This window comes from Kitasatospora sp. NPDC051853 (assembly GCF_044452665.1).
Lineage (GTDB): Bacteria > Actinomycetota > Actinomycetes > Streptomycetales > Streptomycetaceae > Kitasatospora.
Genome location: NZ_JBITBY010000014.1, coordinates 1 through 22,195, shown reverse-complemented (window position 1 = coordinate 22,195; position 22,195 = coordinate 1). Strand labels below are relative to the sequence as shown.

Sequence of the window (22,195 nt, the reverse complement as noted above, 5' to 3'; positions counted from 1 at the left end):
CCGCGTGGAGCGGTCTGGTCTGCGGCTTTGCCGAACGGTGCGCGCCGGTAACGAGATTGACTGAAAACTGCCGGTCCGTGAAGGGGGCGTGCGCCATCTGCTTGTGCGCCGGTGGGCGCTGGGTGGCGCGGATGCGACGGTGGGGCGGAGGCCGCCCGGGCCGGCCCCGGGCGGGGCGTGACCTGGTGTTCCGTTTGGGCCACCGGGCGGCGAGGCTGGATCGTATGGTCGGATCATGACGAAGATCGGTCGACTCGAACAGGCCAACGCCAACGCCGCTGCGTTCTGGCTGGCCCAAGCCCGCGCCCACGGTTGGGAGTCCGAGCAGCGGGAGGGCTTCGCCGCCGTCCGGTGCACCAGGAACGAGACCGACGCCCACCGCGCGGTGGTCACCCGTCCGTACGGGACCGCGGGCACGGGCACAACCGGCACGGGTGGTGTGGGTACGGACGGGATCGGCGCGGCTGACGGACCGTCAGCCGGGGCCGCGGGCCTGCAGGCGGAGCTGGCGGATCTGTTCGAGAAGTGGGGCACCACGCGGATCGTGGTGGAGGACCCGTACGGCGGGCTGGACTTCAGCGCGGGCGGGTACACGCCCACCCGTCCGATGGCGGTCATGGTCCGCGAGCCCGAGGTGGCTGCGGCGGCCGTGACGGAGGGCGCAGCGCGGCTGCGGCCGGGCGTGACGGTCGAGGAGGTCGGCACGGAGGCCGAACTCGCCGAACTGGAGCGGGTGGTGGTGGACGGCTTCCCGCTGGAGGACCACCAGCCGTGGCGCGCCGGTGTGGTGCTGTCGCCCGCGATGCTGGCGGAGTCCGGCTACCGGGCCTGGCTGTGCCGGGTCGAGGGCGTCCCGGCGGCGGCCTGCATGACGTACGACGACGGCGAGACGGTGGGCGTCTACTGGGTCGCGACGCTGCCGTCCCACCGCTCGCTGGGACTGGGGCGGGCCGTGCTCTCGACCGCGCTCGCGGCGCAGCCGGGGCGGGTCTTCACCCTGGTGGCCACCCTGCTCGGTGAACCCCTGTACCGGCGGCTCGGGTTCGTGGAGTGCGGCGCTACGCGCTGGTGGCGCTAGCGTTCGGCAGCCCGCTGCGGGTCTCGGTGCCCGGCCCGGCGGGCGTGGCCTGGGTGGTCCGGGCGGCCTGGGCGGTCTGGGGCCGGGCGGGCTGCGCGCTCTGCGGGCCCTGGGTGGTCGGCGCGCGGAGCGGGGTGACCTCCGCGACCCCGACGCGGCTCTTGGGCCGGAGTTCGTGCCGGGCCTCGGCGACGGTCTCGCGGCGGACCTCAGGACGGACCTCAGGGCGGGGCTCGCGGTGGGCTTCGCGGTGGGGCTCGGCGCGGGTCTCCGAACGGAGCCCCGCCCGGGACTCGCCGTGCAGCCGGGCCTCCGCCCGGGCCCGGGCGGCCGTGGTGGTGGTGGCGGTACGGCGGGCGGCGGCCGCGGTGCTCGCGGCGTTCGGGGCCGGGCGGGCGGAGAGGATCAGCCCGACGGCCTCCGGGAGGCCGGCCGCGCTGAGGGTCGGGCGGTAGCCGGGCTCGGACCACGGGCGGCCGTGGTGGAGCCAGACGCTGCGCAGGCCGGTCAGTTCGGCGCCGGCGATGTCGGCGGGAGCGTGGTCGCCGACCATCCAGGTCCGGTCGGTCCAGTCGCCGGTCGGCGGCACGCCGCAGCGCTGCGCGGCGATCTCGAAGATCCGCGGGTCGGGCTTGAGGTAGCGGGCCTCCTCGGAGATCACCCAGCCGTCGACCAGGGCGCTGAGCCCGCACCGCCGGATCTTCTCCAACTGGGGGTTGGTGCCGCCGTTGCTCACGATGCCGATCAGCCAGCCCGCGGACCTGGCGGCGTTGAGCGCGGCGAGGTGCGAGGACGGGCAGTGGATGTGCGAGTTGATGCCCCGCCGGTAGTGGCCGAGCAGGAAGTCCATCGAGCGGTCCAGTCCGTAGCGGCGCTTGGCGGCCCCGAGTACGGTGCTGCGCGGCACGTAGCCGCCGCCGTCGATGGTGGTGAGCCAGCTCAGGTCGGTCGCGGGTAGCCGGTGCTCGGCCAGGAAGTCCCGGGCCCAGGCACGGAAGGCGGCGTCCCGGGGCAGCAGGGTGTTGTCGAGGTCGAGCAGCAGCAGCGGCATGCGGTGCATGCTGCCAGCAGGCCGGAGTATGCAGCAGGCAATTGCCACGTTACCCTCCGTGCCGACTCGAATTGGCCGGAAGCGGTTGCCCGGTGGGCGTCCGGCGGAGGTCGGAGGTTTGGCCGGGGGCGTGGGTGGATCGGTACTGCGGCCTCCGGTGCCGCACGGCGGATGCGGGTGACGTGCACGTATATAGGGGAGAGCCCGGCGGAGGTCGCTGGGCGGCCGCGCCGCCGGTGATCCGACCGGTCGGTGACAGTCGGATCACGGTGTACCGGGGCCCTGTTGCGTCCAGGGGCTTCCTCGGCGAAGCTCCAGGGAACCTTCCCCGAAGGGCCCTGGCGCACGGGCTCGACGGCGGGGCGTGAAGAACCGGAAACGCGCGACTCCGTTCGCGGGATTCCTTGGCGTTCAAGGGCTCTGCCGCTGGGCGGGGCCCGGTGCCAGTCGTACTCTGAGAGGAACAGGTCACATTCGGTGGTGCTCGGCGGAGACCGGCTCGGTGTCTTGGGTGGACCTGTTGCCCGGGCATCCGTGCCCCCTTCTGTCGGCCCATTCCACTCGAAGAGCTTTGAGCCATGGTCGATTTTGAGCTCCCCGAACCGGCGGACGCCGCTCTCGGCGCCCGGATCGAGCGGGAGCTGCGCCCCGGGGCACCGGGCACGCCCGGCCTGCCGGGTGGGTCGGGCACCTCGGACGCACTGGACACGTCCGAGGCCGAACGGTCCGGAGGGAGCGCAGGCCTTCGGGCTGCGGCCGTCCCGGTCCGGGACGTCGTGCGCCGGGGCCGGCTGCAGCCGCGTCAGCGGTGGCGCGGCCGACGGGGTGAGGGTCGCGGTGGAAGTAGTGAGGGGGCTGCGATGACGGACGGAACGATCGCGGGTGGTACCGGTGCGGCAGGAGCCGTCCCGGGGAGGACCGGTGGACCGGAGCTCGCGGCCCAGCCCGCGCGGACCTGTGACCCGGTCTTCCAGCACGGTGTGGTGGTCGGCTTCGACGGCTCGCTCTCCAGCGAACGCGCGCTCGCGTACGCGGTCGGCATGGCCCGCCGGTCGCAGTGCGGGCTGGTGATCGTGCACGTCGCCAACCGGCTGCCGGCGACGGTCTGGGCCGGCTGCGAGCCGCCGGTGTTCGTGGACCTGCCCGACCATCGCACGGAGATCCTCGGCCTGGAACTCGCGTGCGCGGACTACCTGAACGGGGTGCCCTGGATCCTGGTCGAGCGGGGAGGGGACATCTGCCACGAGATCGAGGAGGTCGGCCGGGAGTACGCCGCCGACGCGATCGTGGTCGGGACCACGCACGGGCTGCTGGGCAAGCTGTTCGGTTCGGTCTCGGGCCGGCTGGCGCGCCGGGCGAACCGGCCCGTGATCGTCATCCCCTGAGCCCCGCCGCCGAGTTCGCCGGGCCCGGGGCCGCCGAGTTCGCCGGGGCCCGGGCTGCCTCGGCTCCGCAGCGTCCCGTCGCCTCCCGGACAGCATCGACCGCGCCCGGGAGGCGGCCGTGCGCGCCGGGGCCGCCGAGGCGGCTGAAGTGCCCTCCCGTGCAGACGTGGTGGAGAACCTGACCGATGGTGTGCGCGCGGCGGGTGGCACGCCTCGCGCACACCGAAAGTGTCGTTCCTGACGTGGTGGCGGGGTGGGGCCGGTCGGGCGCTCGGCCCCACCCGTGTCACGGTGTCAGGAGTTGACGCCCAACTCCCTTGCGATCAGCATCCGCTGGACCTCGGAGGTGCCCTCCCCGATCTCCAGGATCTTGCAGTCGCGCCACATGCGGGCGACCGGGTACTCGTTCATGAAGCCGTAGCCGCCGTGGATCTGCGTGGCCTCCCGGGCGTTGTCGACGGCCGCCTCCGAGGAGTACAGCTTCGCGATGGCGGCCTCCTTCTTGAACGGCTCGGAGTGCAGCAGCCGGGAGGCGGCGTCCCGCCAGGCCAGGCGGGAGGTGTGCGCGCGCATCTCCATGTCGGCGAGCTTGAACTGGATGACCTGGTTGGAGCCGATCGTCCGCCCGAAGGCGCGGCGGGTGCCGGCGTAGCTGATGGACTGGTCGACGCAGCCCTGGGCCAGGCCGGTGGCCAGGGCTGCGATGGCGATGCGACCCTCGTCGAGGATGCGCAGGAACTGGGCGTAGCCGCGGCCACGGGTGCCGAGCAGGTTGGCGGCGGGGACCCGGCAGTCGGTGAAGGACAGTTCACGGGTGTCGGATGCGTTCCACCCGACCTTGGAGTACTTGCGGGAGACGGTGAACCCAGGGGTACCGGTGGGAACGATGATGGAGGAGATCTCGCGAGTTGACGAGACGTCAGCCGAGTCTTCACTCGAACGAGCGATCGGTTCCGTCAGGGCGGTCACGGTGACCAGACCGGTCATCTCGGTACCGGAGTTGGTGATGAAGCACTTGGTGCCGTTGATCACCCACTCGTCCGTCTCCGCGTCGTAGCGGGCGGTGGTGCGGGTCGCCCCCGCGTCGGAGCCGCCCTCCGGCTCGGTCAGGCCGAAGGCGCCGAGCAGCTCGCCCGAGGTCAGCCGGGGCAGCCACTCCCGCTTCTGCTCCTCGGTGCCGAAGCGGTAGATCGGCATCGCGCCGAGCGAGACCGCGGCCTCCAGGGTGATCGCCACCGAGGAGTCGACCCGGGCCAGCTCCTCCAGCGCCAGGCCGAGGGCGAAGTAGTCGCCGCCCATGCCGCCGTACTCCTCCGGGAAGGGCAGGCCGAACAGCCCCATCTGGCCCATCTCGCGGATGATCTCGTACGGGAACTCGTTCTGCTCGTAGTACTCCCCGATCTTCGGGGCCACCACGTCGTTGGCGAACTGCTCGACGGTGCGGCGCAGTTCCTCGTACTCGCGGTCCAAGCGGTGGTCGAGCATGGTGATCCTCCTGGATCGGGGCCGCAGGGCCCGGAGTTGGGGTCGGTCGGGGCCGGGACGGCCCGGTGGCGCGCGCCGGGGAAGACGCCGGGCCGGTGCCGGGCCGCTGCCCGGGGCGGGGGAGCGGTAAGGGGCCGGCCGTGGGAACGGCCGGCCGTGGAACGGGTCGAGGGGGCCGGGGCTCAGCCGGAGGCGGCGTCCGAGGAGTCGGCGGCCACGCTGCCGGCCAGGGCCTGGACGGCCCGGGAGGGGCTCGGCCGGCCGAGCTGCCGCGCCATCCACGCGCTGGTGGCGACCAGCGAGCGCAGGTCCACCCCGGTCTCGATGCCGAGGCCGTGCAGCATCCAGACCAGGTCCTCGGTGGCGAGGTTCCCGGTGGCGCTCTTGGCGTACGGGCAGCCGCCCAGGCCACCGGCCGAGGCGTCCACCGTGGTGACGCCGGAGCGCAGCGCCGCCAGGGTGTTGGCCAGGGCCTGGCCGTAGGTGTCGTGGAAGTGGACGGCCAGCCGGTCCGCGCCGACCCCGGCCCGGTCGAAGGCCTCGAGCAGTGCGGTGACCTGGCCCGGGGTGGCCACGCCGATGGTGTCGCCGAGGCTGAGCTCGGTGCAGCCGAGCTCCAGCAGCCGGACGCCGAAGCCGACCACCTGGTCCTGGGGCACCGGCCCCTCCCAGGGGTCGCCGAAGCACATCGAGAGGTAGCCGCGGGTCGGCACCCCGGCCGCGGCGGCGCGCTCGACCACCGGCTTGAACATCTCCAGGGCCTCCGCCGCCGAGCGGTTGAGGTTGCGTCGGGCGAAGGTCTCGGTGGCGCTGGCGAAGACCGCGACCTCGGTGGCGTGGTGGGCCAGCGCGCGGTCCAGGCCGCGCTCGTTCGGCACCAGCACCGGCAGCCGCAGGCCCGGATGACGGTCGGTCAGCCCGGCCAGCCGGGGCATCAGTTCCTCGGCGTCGGCCAGCTGCGGCACCCACTTGGGGTGGACGAAGCTGGTGGCCTCGACCCGGCCGAGACCGGCGGCCGCGAGCCGGGCGATGAACTCGGCCTTCACCGTCACCGGTACGAGTGAACTCTCGTTCTGGAGACCGTCACGGGGCCCGACCTCGTGGATACTGACCCGTGCGGGTAGGCCGGGGGCCGGGACGGTGGCGGGCAGGCCCAGATCGAGCGCGTCGGGCTCACGCCCACCCGCCCCTGCGGGGGCGGTTGACGAGGTGTCGGCGGTGCGGCCGGGCTCCGTGGTCACGGCGCCTCCCCGGTGGTGAGGGCGTCCTCGGTGCCCGAGGGCTCGACCACGACCAGCAGCTCGTCCATCGCGACGGTGGTTCCGGCGCCGGCCCGCAGTTCGCTGACGGTGCCGTCGTGCGGCGCGGTGATCACGTGCTCCATCTTCATCGCCTCCAGGACGAGCAGGGGTTGACCGCGGCGGACCTGCTCGCCCAGCGAGGTCTTCACCACGGTGACGGTGCCGGGCATGGGAGCGGTCAGGCCCCCGTGGTGGGCGTCGCCGCCACGGGCCTGGTCGGCCACCGGGTCGTACGGGTGCACGGCCCAGGCGTCGCCGTCCAGGCCGAGCCACTGGACGGCTCCGCCGGTGGTGTTGTCGGTGGTGTGTGCGAAGGTCGTCTGCAGACCGTCGACGGTGAGGTGGAGCCGCTCGGGGGCCAGGGCGGCGCGGACGGTCCGGACCGGGCCGTCGTCGAGGCGGGCGTCCCAGGCGGCGGGCGCGCCGGCGGAGGAGGCGGCGGGCCGGAGCCGCACGGTCACCGGGTCCTGGCCGGGCAGTCGGAGCCGGTGGGCGGTCCAGGCGGGGGTGCCGCCGAGCCGCCAGCCGGAGGCTTCGGCGAACGGGTCGGTCCAGCCCTCGGCGGAGGCGGCCGGGGCGAGGCCCAACTGCCGTGCCAGCGCGGCCGCGTGGAAGAGCGGCTCGGCGGGGGAGCGGTTCACCCCCGGGTCGGTGTGGCCGGAGCCGACCGCCCCGTCGGCAGCGTCGGCAGCGAAGTCGGACCCACCGTCGGAACCAGTGCCGGAACCAGTGTCGGAGCTACCCGGAGCGGCCGAGAAGGAGGAGGCCAGCAGCTCCGGGGTCCGCTCCACCGTGCGCTCGACCAGCCCGGTGTCCAACCGCCCGGCCACTACGTCCGGGTGGGCCAGCAGCCGCCGGAGGAAGCCGGCGTTGGTGGTGACGCCGAGCACCCGGGTGTCGGCCAGGGCCGCCCGCAGGCGGCGGAGCGCGGTCGCCCGGTCGGGCCCGTAGGCGATCACCTTGGCGAGCATCGGGTCGTACAGGCTGCCGACCTCGGTGCCCCGCTGGATGCCGGAGTCCACCCGGACGCCCTCGCCCTGCGGGTCCTCCAGCAGCAGGACCTGACCACCCGTCGGGAGGAAGTCGCGCTCGGGGTCCTCGGCGCAGATCCGGGCCTCGATCGCGTGGCCCAGGAAGGAGATGTCCGACTGGTCGAACGTCAACCGCTCACCGGAGGCGACCCGCACCTGCCACTCGACCAGGTCCAGCCGCGCCGGGGCCGGGGTGTCGGCCCCCACCGCGATGGCCAGTTCGGTGACGGGGTGCTCCACCTGGAGCCGGGTGTTCATCTCCATGAAGAAGAAGTCCATGACGCCCTCGGGCGCGGGCCCGTCGGGGTCCAGGCCCGGGACGATGAACTCGACCGTGCCGGCCCCGGTGTAGCCGCAGGCCTCGGCCGCGCGGACGGCCGCCTGGCCCATCGCCTCCCGGGTCTCCGGGTTCAGCAGGACGGAGGGAGCCTCTTCGATCAGCTTCTGGTGCCGGCGCTGCAGGCTGCACTCGCGCTCGCCCAGGTGCACCGTCCGGCCGTGGGTGTCGGCCAGGACCTGCACCTCGATGTGGCGCGGCCGGTCCACCCAGCGCTCCAGCAGCAGGGTGTCGTCGCCGAAGGCGGTCCGGGCGATCCGGCGGGCGGCGGCCAGCTCGGTGGCCAGGTCGGCCGGGTCGCGGACCAGCCGCATGCCCTTGCCGCCACCGCCGGCCGAGGGCTTGAGCAGCACGGGGTAGCCGATCTCGGCTGCGGCGGCGGTGAGTTCGGCGTCGGTCGGGGCGCCGTCGCCGCGCCCGACGCTGCCGGGGACCACGGGCACCCCGGCGGCCCGGACGGCCTCCTTGGCGTTGATCTTGTCGCCCATCAGCTCCACCGCACCGGGCGGCGGGCCGATGAAGACGACCCCGGCCTCGGAGCAGGCCCGGGCGAAGGCCGGGTTCTCCGCGAGGAAGCCGTAGCCGGGGTGGATCGCCTGGGCCCCGGTCCGGCGGGCGGCCGCCAGGATCAGGTCGCCCCGCAGGTAGGTCTCGGTGGCGGAGCTGTCGCTGTGCCCCTCCGGGCCGAGCCGGACGGCCAGGTCGGCCTCCCGGACGTGCGGTGCGTCGGCGTCCGCGTCGCTGAACACCGCCACCGAGCGCACGCCGAGGCGGCGGAGCGTGCGGATCACCCGGACCGCGATCTCGCCTCGGTTGGCGACCAGAACTGTGTCGAACATGGGAGGCGTTCCTCCGGGTCGTGGGCGGGCCCTGGCCTGGGCCCGGCCGGGCCGTGAGCAGGTCGGGAGAGCGGCGGTTCGACGGGGTGGGCGCCGGTCGGGCCGGGCACCCACCCCGACGACGCGTCACATGCGGAAGACGCCGTACGGCCGGGCCGGGGCGAGCGGGGCGTTGGCACAGGCGGTCAGGGCCAGGCCGAGGGCGGCCCGGGTGTCCATCGGGTCGATCACGCCGTCGTCCCAGAGCCGGGCGGTCGAGTAGTAGGCGTTGCCCTGCCGCTCGTACTGCTCGCGGACCGGCCGCTTGAACTCCTCCTCGGCCTCGCCGGGCCACTCCTCGCCCTGCGCCTCCAGCTGGTCACGGCGCACGGTGGCCAGCACCGAGGCGGCCTGCTCGCCGCCCATCACCGAGATCTTCGCGCCCGGCCACATCCACAGGAAGCGGGGGGAGTAGGCCCGCCCGCACATCGAGTAGTTCCCGGCGCCGTACGAGCCGCCGATCACCACCGTCAGCTTGGGCACCCGGGTGCAGGCCACGGCGGTGACCATCTTGGCGCCGTGCTTGGCGATGCCGCCGGCCTCGTACTGGCGCCCGACCATGAAGCCGGTGATGTTCTGGAGGAACAGCAGCGGGATGCCGCGCTGGTCGCAGAGCTCGATGAAGTGCGCGCCCTTGAGGGCGGACTCGGCGAACAGCACGCCGTTGTTGGCGACGATGCCGACCGGGTGGCCGTGGATCCGGGCGAAGCCGGTGACCAGGGTGGTCCCGTACTCCGCCTTGAACTCGGCGAAGCGGCTGCCGTCCACCAGACGGGCGATCACCTCGCGGACGTCGTACGGCGTGCGCGGGTCCACCGGCACCGCCCCGTACAGCCCGGCCGGGTCGACGGCGGGGGGCTCGACCGGGGTGAGCGGCCAGGGCTTGGCGGCGCGCGGGCCGAGGCCGGAGACGATGTTCCGGACGATGGCCAGAGCGTGGGAGTCGTCCTCGGCCAGATGGTCCGTCACGCCCGAGGTGCGGGAGTGGAGTTCGCCACCGCCCAGCTCCTCGGCGGTGACCACCTCGCCGGTCGCGGCCTTCACCAGCGGCGGGCCGCCGAGGAAGATGGTGCCCTGGTTCCGGACGATCACGGCCTGGTCGCTCATCGCCGGGACGTACGCGCCGCCGGCCGTGCAGGAGCCGAGCACCGCGGCGATCTGCGGGATGCCCGCGGCCGACAGCCGGGCCTGGTTGTAGAAGATCCGGCCGAAGTGGTCGCGGTCCGGGAAGACCTCGTCCTGCATCGGGAGGAAGGCGCCGCCGGAGTCCACCAGGTAGACGCAGGGGAGCTGGTTCTCCAGCGCCACCTCCTGCGCCCGCAGGTGCTTCTTCACCGTCATCGGGTAGTAGGTGCCGCCCTTGACGGTGGCGTCGTTGGCGACCACCACCACCTCGCGCCCGGCGACCCGGCCGATCCCGGCGATCACGCCGGCCGCCGGGGCGGCGCCGTCGTAGAGGCCGTCCGCCGCGAGCGGGGCGAGCTCCAGGAAGGGGGAGCCCGGGTCGAGCAGGGTGTCCACACGGTCGCGCGGCAGCAGTTTGCCGCGTGCGGTGTGCCGGGCGCGGGCCTTGGCGCCGCCGCCCTCGGCAGCCGCCGCGAGCTTCGTCCGCAGCTCGGCGACCAGCGCCTGGTGCGCGGCGGTGTTCGCCCGGTACGCGGCCGAGCCCGGGTCGGCCGAGCTCTCCAGCCGGGGCGCGGGCGCGGCGGCCGGGTCGAACGTCGGCACCGCGCTGCTGTCCCGGCCGGTCCGCGGACCCTGCGGTCCGTACAGCCCGGCAGTCGAGAGGACCATCCCCAGAGCTCCCTTGCCCTCGGAGAGCGGACGGGCCGGGCCGGAGGTACGGGTAGCCCGAGGCCCGGAGCCGCCCCAGGTTAATGAGCGTTAACTCCTGGGCTCAGGTTAACCACGGATAACCCCACTGTCTACGATGGGTGTCATGTCGAAGGTCCCCGCAGCCCCCGCAGTCCCGCGCCGGGACCAGATCCGCCGCGAGGCGGCCCGGCTGTTCGCCGCCCGGGGTTTCCTCGGTGTCGGCGTGGACGAGATCGGCAAGGCGGTCGGCATCAGCGGCCCCGCGCTCTACCGCCACTTCTCCGGCAAGGACGCGATGCTCGCCGATCTCCTGATCGGCATCAGCGAGCGACTCCTGGAGGAGGGCCGCCGCCGAGCGGGTGAGGCCGGTACGCCGGACGGCGCCCTGGACGCCCTGATCGACGGCCACGTCGAGTTCGCCCTGGACGACCGCGACCTGATCACCCTGCACGACCGCGAGCTGCTGCACCTCAAGGAGGAGGACCGCCGCAAGGTCCGCCGCCTCCAGCGCTCCTACGTCGAACTCTGGGTGGACACCGTCCGGCGCACCCACCCGGCGCTGGCCGAGCCCGCCGCCGAGCCGACCGCCCGCACCGTGGTCCACGCGGTCTTCGGTCTGCTCAACTCCACCCCGCACAGCGCCGACCGCACCGGCCTGTCCCGCACCGCCATGGCCGCCCTGCTGCACGGCCTGGCCCAGGGCGCCTTCACCGCCGCCGCCGAGCAGTCGGCCCACTGACCTAGGTCCAACGGCGGTCCGCACGGAGTACGTCGGACCGGTCCGCCGTGCCGTGCCGGGGAGCCATGCTGGTCGGGCCGGGAAGCAGCCCGGGGGTCAGGCTGTTCGCATCCACGGGCCCGTCGGATAAGCACTGGGGGGCGAGCGATGAAATGGTTAGTATCCCTAAATATGCGTGAGACTCACGGATCTGCAGCCGAAGACCGGGCACTCGAAGACCAGGCGGCCGAAGACCAGGCACCCGGAGGTCGGGCCCCCGGCTGGCTGCGCCGCCTGTCCGGCTACAGCTGGCGTCACCGTCGCGGCGTGCTGCTCGCCTTCGGCGCCTCGCTGGTCGGCATGGCCGTCACCTCCACCGTCCCGCTGATCACCAAGGTGATCATCGACGACGTGATCACCGCGCACAGCCGCCCGCTCACCCCGTGGGCGGTCCTGCTGCTGGTGGCCGCCGCGGTGGTCTTCCTCTGCACCCAGGTCCGCCGCTACTTCGGCGGGCAGCTCGCCATCGACGTCCAGCACGACATGCGGGCCGACCTGTTCCGCTCGCTCACCCGGCTCGACGGGGACCGGCAGGACGAGCTCGACACCGGCCAGGTGGTCGGCCGGGCCACCTCGGACCTCCAACTGGTCGTCGGCCTGCTCTTCATGCTGCCGATGATGACGGGGAACGTGCTGATGTTCGGCATGTCCCTGGGCGTCATGCTCTGGCTCTCCCCGCCGCTCACCCTGATCGCGCTGCTGATGGGCCCGGCCCTCTGGTGGACCGCCACCCTCAGCCGCAAGCGCCTCTTCCCCGCCACCTGGGCCGCGCAGCAGGAGGCCGCCGCCGTGGCCGGGGTGGTGGACGGCGCCGTCGGCGGTGTCCGGGTGGTCAAGGGCTTCGGCCAGGAGGCCCAGGAGCGGGCCAAGCTGGAGGCCGCCTCGCGCAGGCTGTTCGCCGCCCGGCTCCGCTCCATCCGGCTGAGCAGTCGTTACAACCCGGCCATGCAGGCCGTCCCGGCGCTCGGCCAGGTCGCGGTGCTGGCACTCGGTGGCTGGCTGGCCGTCAGGGGCGAGGTCAGCCTCGGCACCTTCGTCGCCTTCTCCACCTACCTGGCCCAGCTCACCGGCCCGGTCCGGATGCTCACCATGGTGATCACTGTCGGCCAGCAGGCCCGGGCCGGCGTCGAGCGGGTGCTCGAGCTGGTCGACCTGCGCCCGAAGGTCCAGGAGGCCCCGGACGCCCTCGACCTCACCACGCGGCCCCGGACCGCCGGCGCGCCCGCCGTCGAGTTCGACCGGGTCGACTTCTCCTACGGCGCCCAGCAGGAGGCCGGCCCCGGCCACGTCCTGCGCGGGCTGAGCTTCCGCCTGGCCGAGGGCGAGACGCTCGCCCTGGTCGGCGCCTCCGGTTCCGGCAAGTCCACCGTGGCGCAGCTGGTGCCGCGGTTCTACGACGCCGCGTCAGGAGCCGTCCGCCTCTACGGGCACGACGTCCGCGCGCTGACGCTCGACTCCGTCCGGGCCACTGTCGGCATCGTCCCGGAGGACAGCTTCCTCTTCTCCGAGAGTGTCCGGGAGAACATCGCGTACGGCCGCCCCGACGCCACCGACGAGCAGGTCGAGGCCGCCGCCCGGGCCGCCCGGGCCGACGGCTTCATCCGGGAGTTGCCGGACGGCTACGCCACCAAGGTCGGCGAGCAGGGCCTCACCCTCTCCGGCGGCCAGCGCCAGCGGATCGCGCTGGCCCGGGCCATCCTCAGCGACCCGGCCGTGCTCCTCCTGGACGACGCCACCTCCGCGGTGGACCCGCAGGTCGAGGCCGAGATCCACCAGGCGCTGCACGGCGTCACGGCCGGCCGCACCACCCTCCTGATCGCGCACCGCCGCTCCACCCTCCAGCTCGCCGACCGGATCGCCGTGCTGGACGGCGGCAGCCTGGTCGACCTCGGCACGCACGAGGAGCTCGAGGCCCGATGTCCCCTCTACCGCTCCCTGATCAGCAACCCCGACGAGGTCCTCGACACCCCTCGCCCACCGGCGGCCGAGCCCGCCCCGGCGGTCCTCGACAAGACCCCGGCGAAGACGACAGGCAAGACGACAGGCAAGACGACAGGCAAGGCGGAGGCGGAGGCGGAGAAGAAGCCCGGTGCCGACCCCGAGCTGCTCGCCAAGGTCGCCGCGCTGCCCCCCGCCACCGACACCCCCGCGATCCCGGTCGAGCGGGCCGAGGCCGGTGACCCGGACTTCAACCTGCGCCGGATGCTCGCCCCGTTCCGCCTCCCGCTGCTGCTCGCCCTGCTGCTGGTCGCGTTGGACGCGGCCGCCGGCCTCAGCCTGCCGGTCCTGATCCGGCACGGCATCGACGACGGCGTCAGCAAGGCCGCGATGTCCGGGGTGGCGGTCGCCTCGCTCGCCGCGCTGGTCATCGTGCTGCTCGACTGGCTGGTGCAGAGCACCGAGACCAAGGTCAGCGGCCGTACCGGCGAGCGGATGCTCTACAGCCTGCGGCTGAAGATCTTCGCCCACCTCAACCGGCTCGGCCTGGACTACTACGAGCGCGAGCTCTCCGGCCGGATCATGACCCGGATGACCACCGACGTCGACTCGATCAGCTCCTTCCTGCAGACCGGCGTGGTCACCGCCGTGGTCAGCCTGCTGACCTTCTTCGGCATCTTCGGTGCGCTGCTGGTGATCGACGCGGGCCTGGCCCTGGTGGTGTTCGCGGTGCTGCCGCTGCTGGCGGTCGCGACCTGGATCTTCCGGCGCAGGTCCAGCACCCAGTACCAGCGCTCCCGCGAGCTGATCAGCACGGTCAACGCCGAGCTCCAGGAGAACGTCGCGGGCATGCGGATCGTCCAGGCGTTCCGCCGGCAGACCGTCAACACCGCGCGCTTCGAGGCCAGCGGGCTCGCCTACCGGGACTCGCGCAACCGCGCGCAGTTCTACATCTCGCTGTACTTCCCGTTCGTGCAGTTCCTCTCCGGCACCGCCGCCGCGCTGGTGCTGATCGTGGGCGCGGCCCGGGTCGAGTCGGGCACCCTGACCATCGGCGCGCTGGTCGCCTACCTGCTCTACATCGACCTCTTCTTCGCCCCGGTCAACCAGCTCTCGCAGATCTTCGACGGCTACCAGCAGGCCGCCGTCGGCCTCGGCCGGATCCGCGAGCTGCTGCGCACCCCGACCAGCACCCCGGACGCCGAGCACCCGCTGCCGGTCGGCAAGCTGCGCGGCGAGATCACCTTCCAGGGCGTCAGCTTCGCCTACCAGGGCGCCGCCGAGGGCCGGCCGGACGTGCTCAGCGGCATCGACCTGCACATCCCGGCCGGTCAGACCGTCGCCCTGGTCGGCGAGACCGGCGCGGGCAAGTCCACGCTGGTCAAGCTGGTGGCACGGTTCTACGACGTGACCGGCGGCCGGGTGCTGGTGGACGGCACCGACGTGTCGGCGTACGACCTGGCCGAATACCGGCACCGGCTCGGCGTGGTCCCGCAGGAGGCGTACCTGTTCGCGGGCACGGTGCGCGAGGCGATCGCGTACGGGCGGCCGGAGGCCACCGAGGCCGAGGTGGAGGCGGCGGCCAGGGCGGTCGGCGCGCACCGGATGATCACGGGTCTCTCCGACGGCTACGACCACAAGGTCACCTCCCGCGGCCGCAACCTCTCGGCCGGCCAGCGCCAGCTGATAGCCCTGGCCCGGGCCGAACTGGTCGACCCGGACGTCCTGCTGCTGGACGAGGCCACCGCCGCGCTCGACCTGGCCACCGAGGCCGCGGTCAACCGCGCCGCCGACCGGCTGGCCGGCGGCCGCACCACCCTGGTCATCGCCCACCGCCTGACCACCGCCGAGCGGGCCGACCGGGTGGTCGTCCTGGACCACGGCCGGGTGGTGGAGGACGGCACCCACGACTCCCTGCTGGCCCTCGACGGCGTCTACGCCCGCCTCTGGCGCGCCTTCGTCGCCGAGCACCACGGGCACCACGAACACCCCGAGCAGGACCGGCAGGAGTTCGAGGAGTACCGGAAGGAGCGGGTGTAGCAGTCGCGGGGGAGGGGCCGTTCGATCACGGAGCGATCTCGGGCGGGCCGCAACTGTGCAGCCCGGCGGTTGCGGGACGGTTCTGACGGGCCGTCACCCGGGGACGGGCTGGTAGACAGGGCGGGCGACCGCGCGAGAGGCCGGGAGCACCACCCCGGTCCGCCCTGGTCGAGAGGCCACGCCCATGGTTCCGCGCGCCCGCGAGGCACGGCCCAGCGCCGGCCGCTCCTCCTCCGGAGCGGCGGCCACCACCGCCCTGGTGCTGCTGTTCTCCGCCGGCTACCTGCCCGCCTACCTGCTGCCGACCGTGGTCGGCCGGCTGGTCGGCTCCTTCGGGCTGACCACCCCTCAGGCCGGGGCGGTGGGCAGCGCGCTGCTGCTCGCCTCGGCCTCGGCGGGCCTGCTACTGGCGGGCCGGGTGCGGCGGTCCGGCCCGGTCCGACTGGCCCGGGCCGGGGTCGGGCTGCTGGCGCTCGGCGGCACCGTGGCCGCGCTCTCCGGCGACCTGCCGCTGCTGCTCGCCGGATGCCTGCTCACCGGCCTCGGCGCGGGCACCGCGACGGCGGTGGCCTCCACCGGCATCGCCGCCACCGTCGACCCGCAGCGCGGCTCGGCCCTCGGGCTGCTGACCACCTCCGCGGTGGCCGCCGCGCTCTTCCTGGCACTGCCCCGGCTCGGGGGCGGACACGGGCTGCCGTTCGCGGCCGTCGCGGGCTGGGCGCTGCTGGCCGGGCTGACGACGGGTCGGCTGGCGGACCGGCCGGCGGTCGGTCCGCTGCCGAAGGGGATGGAGGAGCTGGGCTCCCCGGGCTCCCCGGTGAGGAGCGGACTGCCCCGGAAGGCGGCAGGCTGTGTGCTGGCCGGCGGGATGCTGCTCTGGTCGATGGGGCAGAACGCGCTCTGGGGCGTGAGCGGCCAGATCGGCACCGCCCGGGTCGGCCTGGACGAGCAGACCCTCGGCCTGGTCTTCGCCGCCGCGCTCGGCGGCGGCCTGCTCGGGGTGGCGGTGGCGAGCGCGATGGGCTCCCGGTTCGGGCGGGCGCTGCCGATCGGGGCCGGTACGGCGGTGATCGCGCTCTGCATGGTGCTGGCGGGCGGTGCCGGATCGGTGCTGCCGTTCGCGGTCGGCGAGGTGCTCTGGAACACCTGCTACCCGCTGGTGCTCAGTCACCTGATCGCGCTGGCGGCCGGGTTGGACCGGGCCGGCCGGTGGGCTGTGCTGGCCGGGGCAGGCTCCTCGCTCGGGGTGGCGGCCGGTCCGGTGGCCGGGGCGGCCCTGGCGTCCGCCGCCGGGTACCCGGGGATGGGGCTGGCGCTCGGCGGTCTGCTCGCGGTGGTGGGCGTCCCGCTGGTGCTGGTCGCCCGGCGGGGCGCGGCGCCGACGGCCGGTCGGGTGTTCGTCCCGGCCCAGCGGTCGGTGCCGCCCGGGAGGGCGACGCCGTCCCGGGGCGGGGCGGTCCCGTCGGAGCCGGTCGGTGCCGGACGCTGACCGCGTGCGGCGCTGCGCACCCGTGCGCCCGGACTCCTTTGGCACAGGCGGTAGTTCGTATGCCGGTGGACGTATCGCCGGTGCTAGCCTGACCGGATGGCCACGACCTCCTCGGGCGGGCGCCCGGACCTGGTCAGCACCCTGGTGCGGTCCGCCTTCCTGGTGAACGAGGTGTACGCCGAGTCCGCCCGCGGGCTCGGCCTGACCCCGCAGCAGGGGCAGCTGCTCTGCGTCCTGATGGCCCGGCCGCACGGGATGGGCGAACTGGGCGGAGTGCTCGGCCTGGCCCGGTCCAGCCTGACCGGGCTGGTGGACCGCACCGCGCAGCGCGGAATGGTCCGCCGCGAGCCGGGGCCCGGCGACGCCCGCGCGGTCCGGGTGGCGCTCACGCCCGAGGGCACCGGGCTCGCGGAGCTCTTCTACGCCGACGCCCGTTGCCGGATCGACGCACTGGCGGACGGGATCGGCGAGGCCGGACGGGGCGCGCTCGCGGAACTCCTCGACCGCATGGTGGAGCAGAACGGCGCCCCCGTGGTCTTCCTGGCCTGCGGCCACCACCCGCCCACGGACCGGCTCCCCGGGCTCCCCGCCGCCGAGCGGACCGCCACCTGGACCGCCGAGCGGGCCCCGGCCACCGGCTGAGCCCCCGTCAGCCGCCGGTCCGGGAGAGCAGCGCCGTCAGCAGCCGCCCCAGGTCCGCCCCGCGCGGCAGTTCGCTGACCTGCCCGTCACCCACCTCCACCACTCGCCAGGAGCCGTCCGCCGCCGACTGCGCCAGGTCGGTGGTGACGAAGCGGCAGCCCAGTGACCGCACCAGTGGCTGCACCACGCCGAGCTCCGGCCGGACCACCGCGTCCGGCTGGTCCGGGTGCGGCCCGACCAGCACGGGGTCGCCGTCCAGCCACCACACCCGGGCCTCCACCGCCCGGCCGTCCGCGCCCCGCCGGTACTCCTCGAACCGCCGCAGCACCACGCCTCCGGCCAGGAACTCCCCCTGGAGCTCCTCGAATCGCCGCACCACCCGCAGCAGCCCGGACGTGTCGGCCAGCTCCGGCACGTAGCAGGCCTCGTCCCACTCGTGCTTGCGCGACTTCACGTAGTCCTTCACCACGGCCGGCCCCCGCCCGCCCAACCGCCGCGCCGCGTCCGCCAGCGCGGCCTCGCCCACCGCACCGCCACGGCCCGGCCCGCCCGGCAGCCAGACGCTCTCCGGCGTCGAGCCCTCGAAGACCGGGTACCAGCCCGGCAGCTCGTGGGCGTCGGCGTACGAGGCACCGCTGGTCATCAGCGGCCGCCCGCGCTCGGCGAGCGCCTCCGCCAGCTCGGCGTACCGGGCCGTCGGGACCATCCACCCCCGGTACCAGAGCGGACCGCCGCCCGCCGGGACCCCTCGGACCGCCTCCCGGACGTCCCCGGCCAGCAGCGCGTCGTGGTCCAACAGGACGGTGCCGCCGCCGAGTTCGGTGACCCGTCGGGCCTCCAGCAGGAAGTGCGGATCGGGGCGGCGGGGGGTCAGCGGATCGACGGGGAAGAGGATCATCCGCCCAGGGTAGGGCCGGAGACGGGCGGTGCCACGGAAATGCCCTGGTCGCCGCCGGAGCCGTCTGCCAAGGTGACCCGATGCGAACCCCACGACGAGCGGCACGGACCGCGGTACTGGAACCGGGCGGCGCGGTCTTCCTGCTCCGCTCGGACAACAGCGAGGTCGGCGTCCACTGGAACATGCCGGGCGGCGGCATCGAGGAGGGCGAGTCCCCGGCCACCGGAGCCCGCCGCGAGCTCTGGGAGGAGACCGGCTGGACCGACCTGGCCCCCGGCCCGCTGCTCTGCACCTGGGAGCACGACTTCACCTGGCACGGCATCCCGGTCCGCCAGCACGAGCACGTCTACCTCAGCCGGGGACCCCGCCGCGGCACGGTCGGCGACGTCAGCGCGGTGCACGCCACCGACCGCATCCTCGGCTCCCGCTGGTGGACCCCGGAGGAGCTGGCCGACCCGGACGCGGACGCGCTCTGGCCGCCGCAGCTGCCCGAGCTGCTGGCCGCGGTCCGCGAGGACTGGCTGGCCGGCCGGGGCACCGTGACCCCGGTCGACCTCGGGTACGTGCCCAACGACTGGGCCCGTCACCGTAGTTGACGGCGAGCCGGACCGGCGGGCGGAAAGTCCCTGTCCCGCCCCCGGCCACGGGGGCTACCCTGGGTGGCATGAAGCTTCAGCCGTGCCTCACCTGGTGGCCGTCCTAGGACGGCCACCCCGCACGCATGACCGCAGGGCCGTCCGCGAGGGCGGCCCTGCGGCGTGTCCGCACGCGGCACCTCCTGGCGGACGGTCCGACCCACCGTCACCTCCCAGGAGCCACCGATGCAGACGCAGACCACCACCGCCACCACCGCCGGCCACATCACCTTCGACGAGGTCCGCCGCCACTCCGAGGGCCACCGCATCCTCACCGGCGACCGCCCCACCGGCCCGCTCCACCTCGGCCACTACTTCGGCACCCTCAAGAACCGCGTCGACCTCCAGGCCGCCGGCGTCGAACTCCTCCTGGTGGTCGCCGACTACCAGACCCTCACCGACCGGGACCGCGCCGAGCGCCCCGCCGAGGCGGCCGAGGACCTGGTGCTCGACTACCTCGCCGCCGGCGTCGACCCGGCCCGCGCCACGGTCTTCACCCACAGCTCCGTCCCCGCCCTGAACCAGCTGATGCTCCCCTTCCTCAGCCTGGTCAGCGTCGCCGAGCTCAGCCGCAACCCCACCGTCAAGGACGAGATCGCCCACTCCAGCCAGGCCGCCGTCAGCGGACTGATGTTCACCTACCCCGTGCACCAGGCCGCCGACATCCTGTTCTGCAAGGCCACTCTGGTCCCCGTCGGCCGCGACCAGCTCCCGCACCTGGAGGTCACCCGCACCATCGCCCGCCGCTTCAACGAGCGCTACGCCACCGAGCTCTTCCCCGTGCCCCGCCCGCTGCTCTCCGACGCCCCGCTGCTCCCCGGCACCGACGGCGGCAAGATGAGCAAGAGCCGAGGCAACGCCATCCCGCTCGGCGCCACCGAGGACCGCACCGCCAAGCTCATCCGCGGCGCCACCACCGACGCCTCCCGCCACATCACCTACGACCCCGAGGCCCGCCCCGGCGTCTCCGGCCTGCTCCAGCTCGCCGCCCTCTGCCAGGACCGCGACCCGGCCGCCGTCGCCGCCGAGATCGGCGACGGGGGAGCGGCCGCCCTCAAGAAGTACGTCACCGAGGCGGTCAACGAGTACCTCCGCCCGATCCGCGCCCGCCGCGCCGAACTCGCCGAGGACCGCGCCCTGCTGCGCTCCGTCCTCACCGAGGGCGCCGAACGGGCCAACGCCGTCGCCGACGCCACCCTGGCCGAGGTCCGCCGCGCGATGGGCATGCGGTAGGACTGGGAGGGACCGCGCGGTGCCGGCCGGGCACCCGTCCGACCGGCACCGCACCCGCTCCGTCCGCCGTTCCTCCGAGGGGTACCCGACGATGTCCCAGACGACCACCGCCACCTCCGCCGTCGGCGCGCTGCGCCGGGCCCGCCGCCTGGTGCCCGGCGACCGGGTCGCCCTGGTCGCCACCAGCGGACCGCTCGAAGCCGCGCAGGTCGAGGCCGGCACCGCGATCCTGCGCTCCTGGGGCCTGGAGGTCGTCCCCGGCGCCCACCACCGCGACAACCACCTCGGCTACCTGGCCGGCACCGACGCCGACCGCGCCGCCGACTTCCAGCAGGCCTGGCTCGACCCCACCGTCGCCGCCGTGATCTGCGCCCGCGGCGGCTACGGCGTCCAGCGGATGGTCGACCTGCTCGACTGGGACGCGCTGCGCGCCGCCCCGCCCAAGGCCCTGGTCGGCTTCAGCGACATCACCGTCCTGCACGAGGCCGTCGCCCAGCGCCTCGGCGTCCCCACCCTCTACGGCCCGCTCGGCACCGGCGCCACCTTCATCGCCGACCCGCCCACCGCCGAACACCTGCGCCGCACCCTCTTCGAACCCGAGACCACCCTGGTGGTCGGCTCCACCGGCACCCCCCTCGTCCCGGGCACCGCCCACGGCACCACGGCCGGCGGCTGCGCCGCCCTGCTCGCCGCCGAACGCGGCACCCCCACCGCCCGCCCCTCCTTCGCCGGCACCATCCTGCTGCTGGAGGACGTCGGCGAGCACCCGTACCAACTCGACCGCATCCTCACCCAGTTGATCCGCTCCGGCGCCCTGGAGGGCGTGGCCGGCATCGCCCTCGGCTCCTGGGAGGACTGCGGCCCCCTCGACCAGGTCCGCGCGACCATGCACGACCGGCTCGCCCCGCTGGGCGTCCCGGTGGTCTGGGAGTTCGGCTTCGGCCACTGCCCCTCCACCCTCACCGTCCCGCTCGGTCTCCCCGCCACCCTGGACGCCGACGCGGGCACCCTCACCTTCGACGTGCCGGCCCTCACCGCGCACCCGGCTGAGTAAGGTCCGCCCCATGCCGCTGGACACCAACGCCTCCACCCCTCCCGTCCCCTCCGGCCCCGCGACCCCCGAGAGCCTGGTCGCCCTCGCCGCCCGCCTCCTCGACGGCCGGACCATCCACAAGGGCCGCTCCGTCCTCGGCCTCACCGGCCCGCCCGGCGCCGGCAAGTCCACCCTCGCCCTCCACCTGGTCACCGAGATCGACCGCACCCACGGCCCCGGCACCGCCGCCTACCTCCCCCTCGACGGCTTCCACCTCGCCAACGCCCAGCTCGACCGCCTCGGCCTGCGCCAGCGCAAGGGCTCCCCGCCGAGCTTCGACGCCCACGGCTACGTCGCCCTCCTCCGCCGCGTCCACACCGAACGCTTCACCGAGGTCTACGCCCCCGGCTTCGACCGCACCCTCGACGAGCCGGTGGCCGGCCGCCACGTCATCCACCCCCACACCCGCCTGGTCATCACCGAGGGCAACTACCTCGCCAACACCGACGCCCCCTGGTCCGCCGTCCGCCCCCTCCTCCACGAGCTCTGGTACGTCGCCACGGCGGACTCCGTCCGGGACGAGCGCCTGATGCACCGTCACGTGGCGGGCGGCCGCACGCCGGAGGCGGCCAGGGCATGGATCGACGGCAACGACGACCCCAACGGCACGTACGTGAAGGAGGGCCTGGCGGCCTGCACGCGGGTCGTCGAAGTGGGATGTTTGCCTTCGAGTGGCGCCGGGGGTAGTGTTCCCTAGTCGCTCGGCAGGGAGCACCGGACACGCGTTCTTGTGTGGACGGTCCCGGGGCGGCCAATCCTTGGAACACCACTTCTGAATCAGTGCTGCCCCGTGCTCTTTTGCGGGGTGGGTCTATTTGTCGTGTGCGTTTATATGGGTTGCGGCTGGATTCGCTTTTCGGAGCGGGGATCGGCTAAGGTTTGAAACGTCGGACAGGCCGTCAGGTCGCGGAAGACGCAAGCGAGTTGGACGAGGGAAGCGCCGGAAACGGCACGGAAAACGTCTGATAAGCTGGAAACACGAAAGAACGAAGCGCCCGGAGGGCCTGCCGGAAGGCAGTCCGAAGGAAGCCACCGTTCCTTGAGAACTCAACAGCGTGCCAAAAGTCAACGCCAGATATGTTGACATC

General features: G+C 74.0%; 16 protein-coding genes. 10 read left to right on the top strand and 6 right to left on the bottom strand.

The genetic code is table 11. The features are described from left to right. Positions 1-235: 235 nt before the first annotated feature. Entirely contained in the window at positions 236-1,078 is an 843-nt protein-coding gene (locus ACIA8O_RS32940) for a GNAT family N-acetyltransferase (protein ID WP_396297689.1), read from the top strand. On the opposite strand, the gene ACIA8O_RS32935 is transcribed toward ACIA8O_RS32940, so the two are convergent. Then, a complete protein-coding gene (locus ACIA8O_RS32935) occupies positions 1,059-2,129 on the bottom strand; it encodes an HAD family hydrolase (protein ID WP_396297688.1) in 1,071 nt (356 codons plus the stop codon). The genes ACIA8O_RS32940 and ACIA8O_RS32935 overlap by 20 nt on opposite strands. 860 nt (positions 2,130-2,989) lie before the next feature. Between ACIA8O_RS32935 and ACIA8O_RS32930 the strand changes: the two genes are divergently transcribed. Then, positions 2,990-3,514 carry a universal stress protein gene (locus ACIA8O_RS32930; protein WP_396297687.1) on the top strand — a complete coding sequence of 175 codons (525 nt, stop codon included), beginning with the start codon at positions 2,990-2,992 and terminating at the stop codon, positions 3,512-3,514. A gap of 294 nt (positions 3,515-3,808) precedes the next feature. On the opposite strand, the gene ACIA8O_RS32925 is transcribed toward ACIA8O_RS32930, so the two are convergent. The 4 genes from ACIA8O_RS32925 to ACIA8O_RS32910 all read right to left on the bottom strand — a co-directional run bounded on the left by ACIA8O_RS32925 (position 3,809) and on the right by ACIA8O_RS32910 (position 10,340). After that, positions 3,809-4,999: an acyl-CoA dehydrogenase family protein gene (locus ACIA8O_RS32925; protein ID WP_396297686.1), complete on the bottom strand. Its 1,191-nt coding sequence runs from the start codon at positions 4,997-4,999 to the stop codon at positions 3,809-3,811. A 182-nt stretch (positions 5,000-5,181) separates the two neighbouring features. Further along, entirely contained in the window at positions 5,182-6,156 is a 975-nt protein-coding gene (locus ACIA8O_RS32920) for a hydroxymethylglutaryl-CoA lyase (protein ID WP_396297867.1), read from the bottom strand. An 80-nt stretch (positions 6,157-6,236) separates the two neighbouring features. Then, on the bottom strand, positions 6,237-8,507 hold the full coding sequence (locus ACIA8O_RS32915) for an acetyl/propionyl/methylcrotonyl-CoA carboxylase subunit alpha (protein ID WP_396297685.1): 2,271 nt from the start codon (positions 8,505-8,507) through the stop codon (positions 6,237-6,239). A 126-nt stretch (positions 8,508-8,633) separates the two neighbouring features. Next, positions 8,634-10,340 carry a carboxyl transferase domain-containing protein gene (locus ACIA8O_RS32910; RefSeq protein ID WP_396297684.1) on the bottom strand — a complete coding sequence of 569 codons (1,707 nt, stop codon included), beginning with the start codon at positions 10,338-10,340 and terminating at the stop codon, positions 8,634-8,636. A 145-nt stretch (positions 10,341-10,485) separates the two neighbouring features. Here ACIA8O_RS32910 and ACIA8O_RS32905 point away from each other — a divergent pair, with 145 nt between their 5' ends. From ACIA8O_RS32905 to ACIA8O_RS32890, 4 genes are all read left to right on the top strand, one after another. Further along, the gene (locus ACIA8O_RS32905; protein WP_396297683.1) at positions 10,486-11,100 is read left to right on the top strand and encodes a TetR/AcrR family transcriptional regulator; all 615 of its coding nucleotides are present in this window, start codon (positions 10,486-10,488) and stop codon (positions 11,098-11,100) included. A 171-nt stretch (positions 11,101-11,271) separates the two neighbouring features. After that, positions 11,272-15,117 (top strand): ABC transporter ATP-binding protein, encoded by a 3,846-nt coding sequence (locus ACIA8O_RS32900; RefSeq protein WP_396297682.1) that lies wholly within the window; start codon positions 11,272-11,274, stop codon positions 15,115-15,117. Positions 15,118-15,301: 184 nt separating this feature from the next. Then, positions 15,302-16,606, top strand: coding sequence for an MFS transporter (locus ACIA8O_RS32895; RefSeq protein WP_396297681.1), 1,305 nt, complete (start codon positions 15,302-15,304; stop codon positions 16,604-16,606). Positions 16,607-16,702: 96 nt separating this feature from the next. Beyond that, positions 16,703-17,248 (top strand): MarR family winged helix-turn-helix transcriptional regulator, encoded by a 546-nt coding sequence (locus ACIA8O_RS32890; RefSeq protein WP_396297680.1) that lies wholly within the window; start codon positions 16,703-16,705, stop codon positions 17,246-17,248. Between the two features lie 7 nt (positions 17,249-17,255). Here ACIA8O_RS32890 and ACIA8O_RS32885 read toward each other — a convergent pair whose 3' ends face one another. Further along, positions 17,256-18,146 (bottom strand): ATP-grasp domain-containing protein, encoded by an 891-nt coding sequence (locus ACIA8O_RS32885; protein ID WP_396297679.1) that lies wholly within the window; start codon positions 18,144-18,146, stop codon positions 17,256-17,258. Positions 18,147-18,226: 80 nt separating this feature from the next. Here ACIA8O_RS32885 and ACIA8O_RS32880 point away from each other — a divergent pair, with 80 nt between their 5' ends. From ACIA8O_RS32880 to ACIA8O_RS32865, 4 genes are all read left to right on the top strand, one after another. After that, the gene (locus ACIA8O_RS32880; RefSeq protein ID WP_396297678.1) at positions 18,227-18,742 is read left to right on the top strand and encodes an NUDIX hydrolase; all 516 of its coding nucleotides are present in this window, start codon (positions 18,227-18,229) and stop codon (positions 18,740-18,742) included. Between the two features lie 225 nt (positions 18,743-18,967). After that, positions 18,968-20,014, top strand: a complete 1,047-nt coding sequence (trpS, locus tag ACIA8O_RS32875) for a tryptophan--tRNA ligase (protein ID WP_396297677.1) — start codon at positions 18,968-18,970, stop codon at positions 20,012-20,014. A 91-nt stretch (positions 20,015-20,105) separates the two neighbouring features. Next, positions 20,106-21,068 carry an LD-carboxypeptidase gene (locus tag ACIA8O_RS32870; RefSeq protein WP_396297676.1) on the top strand — a complete coding sequence of 321 codons (963 nt, stop codon included), beginning with the start codon at positions 20,106-20,108 and terminating at the stop codon, positions 21,066-21,068. A 10-nt stretch (positions 21,069-21,078) separates the two neighbouring features. Next, positions 21,079-21,804, top strand: coding sequence for a nucleoside/nucleotide kinase family protein (locus ACIA8O_RS32865; protein WP_396297675.1), 726 nt, complete (start codon positions 21,079-21,081; stop codon positions 21,802-21,804). The last annotated feature ends 391 nt before the right edge of the window (positions 21,805-22,195 follow it).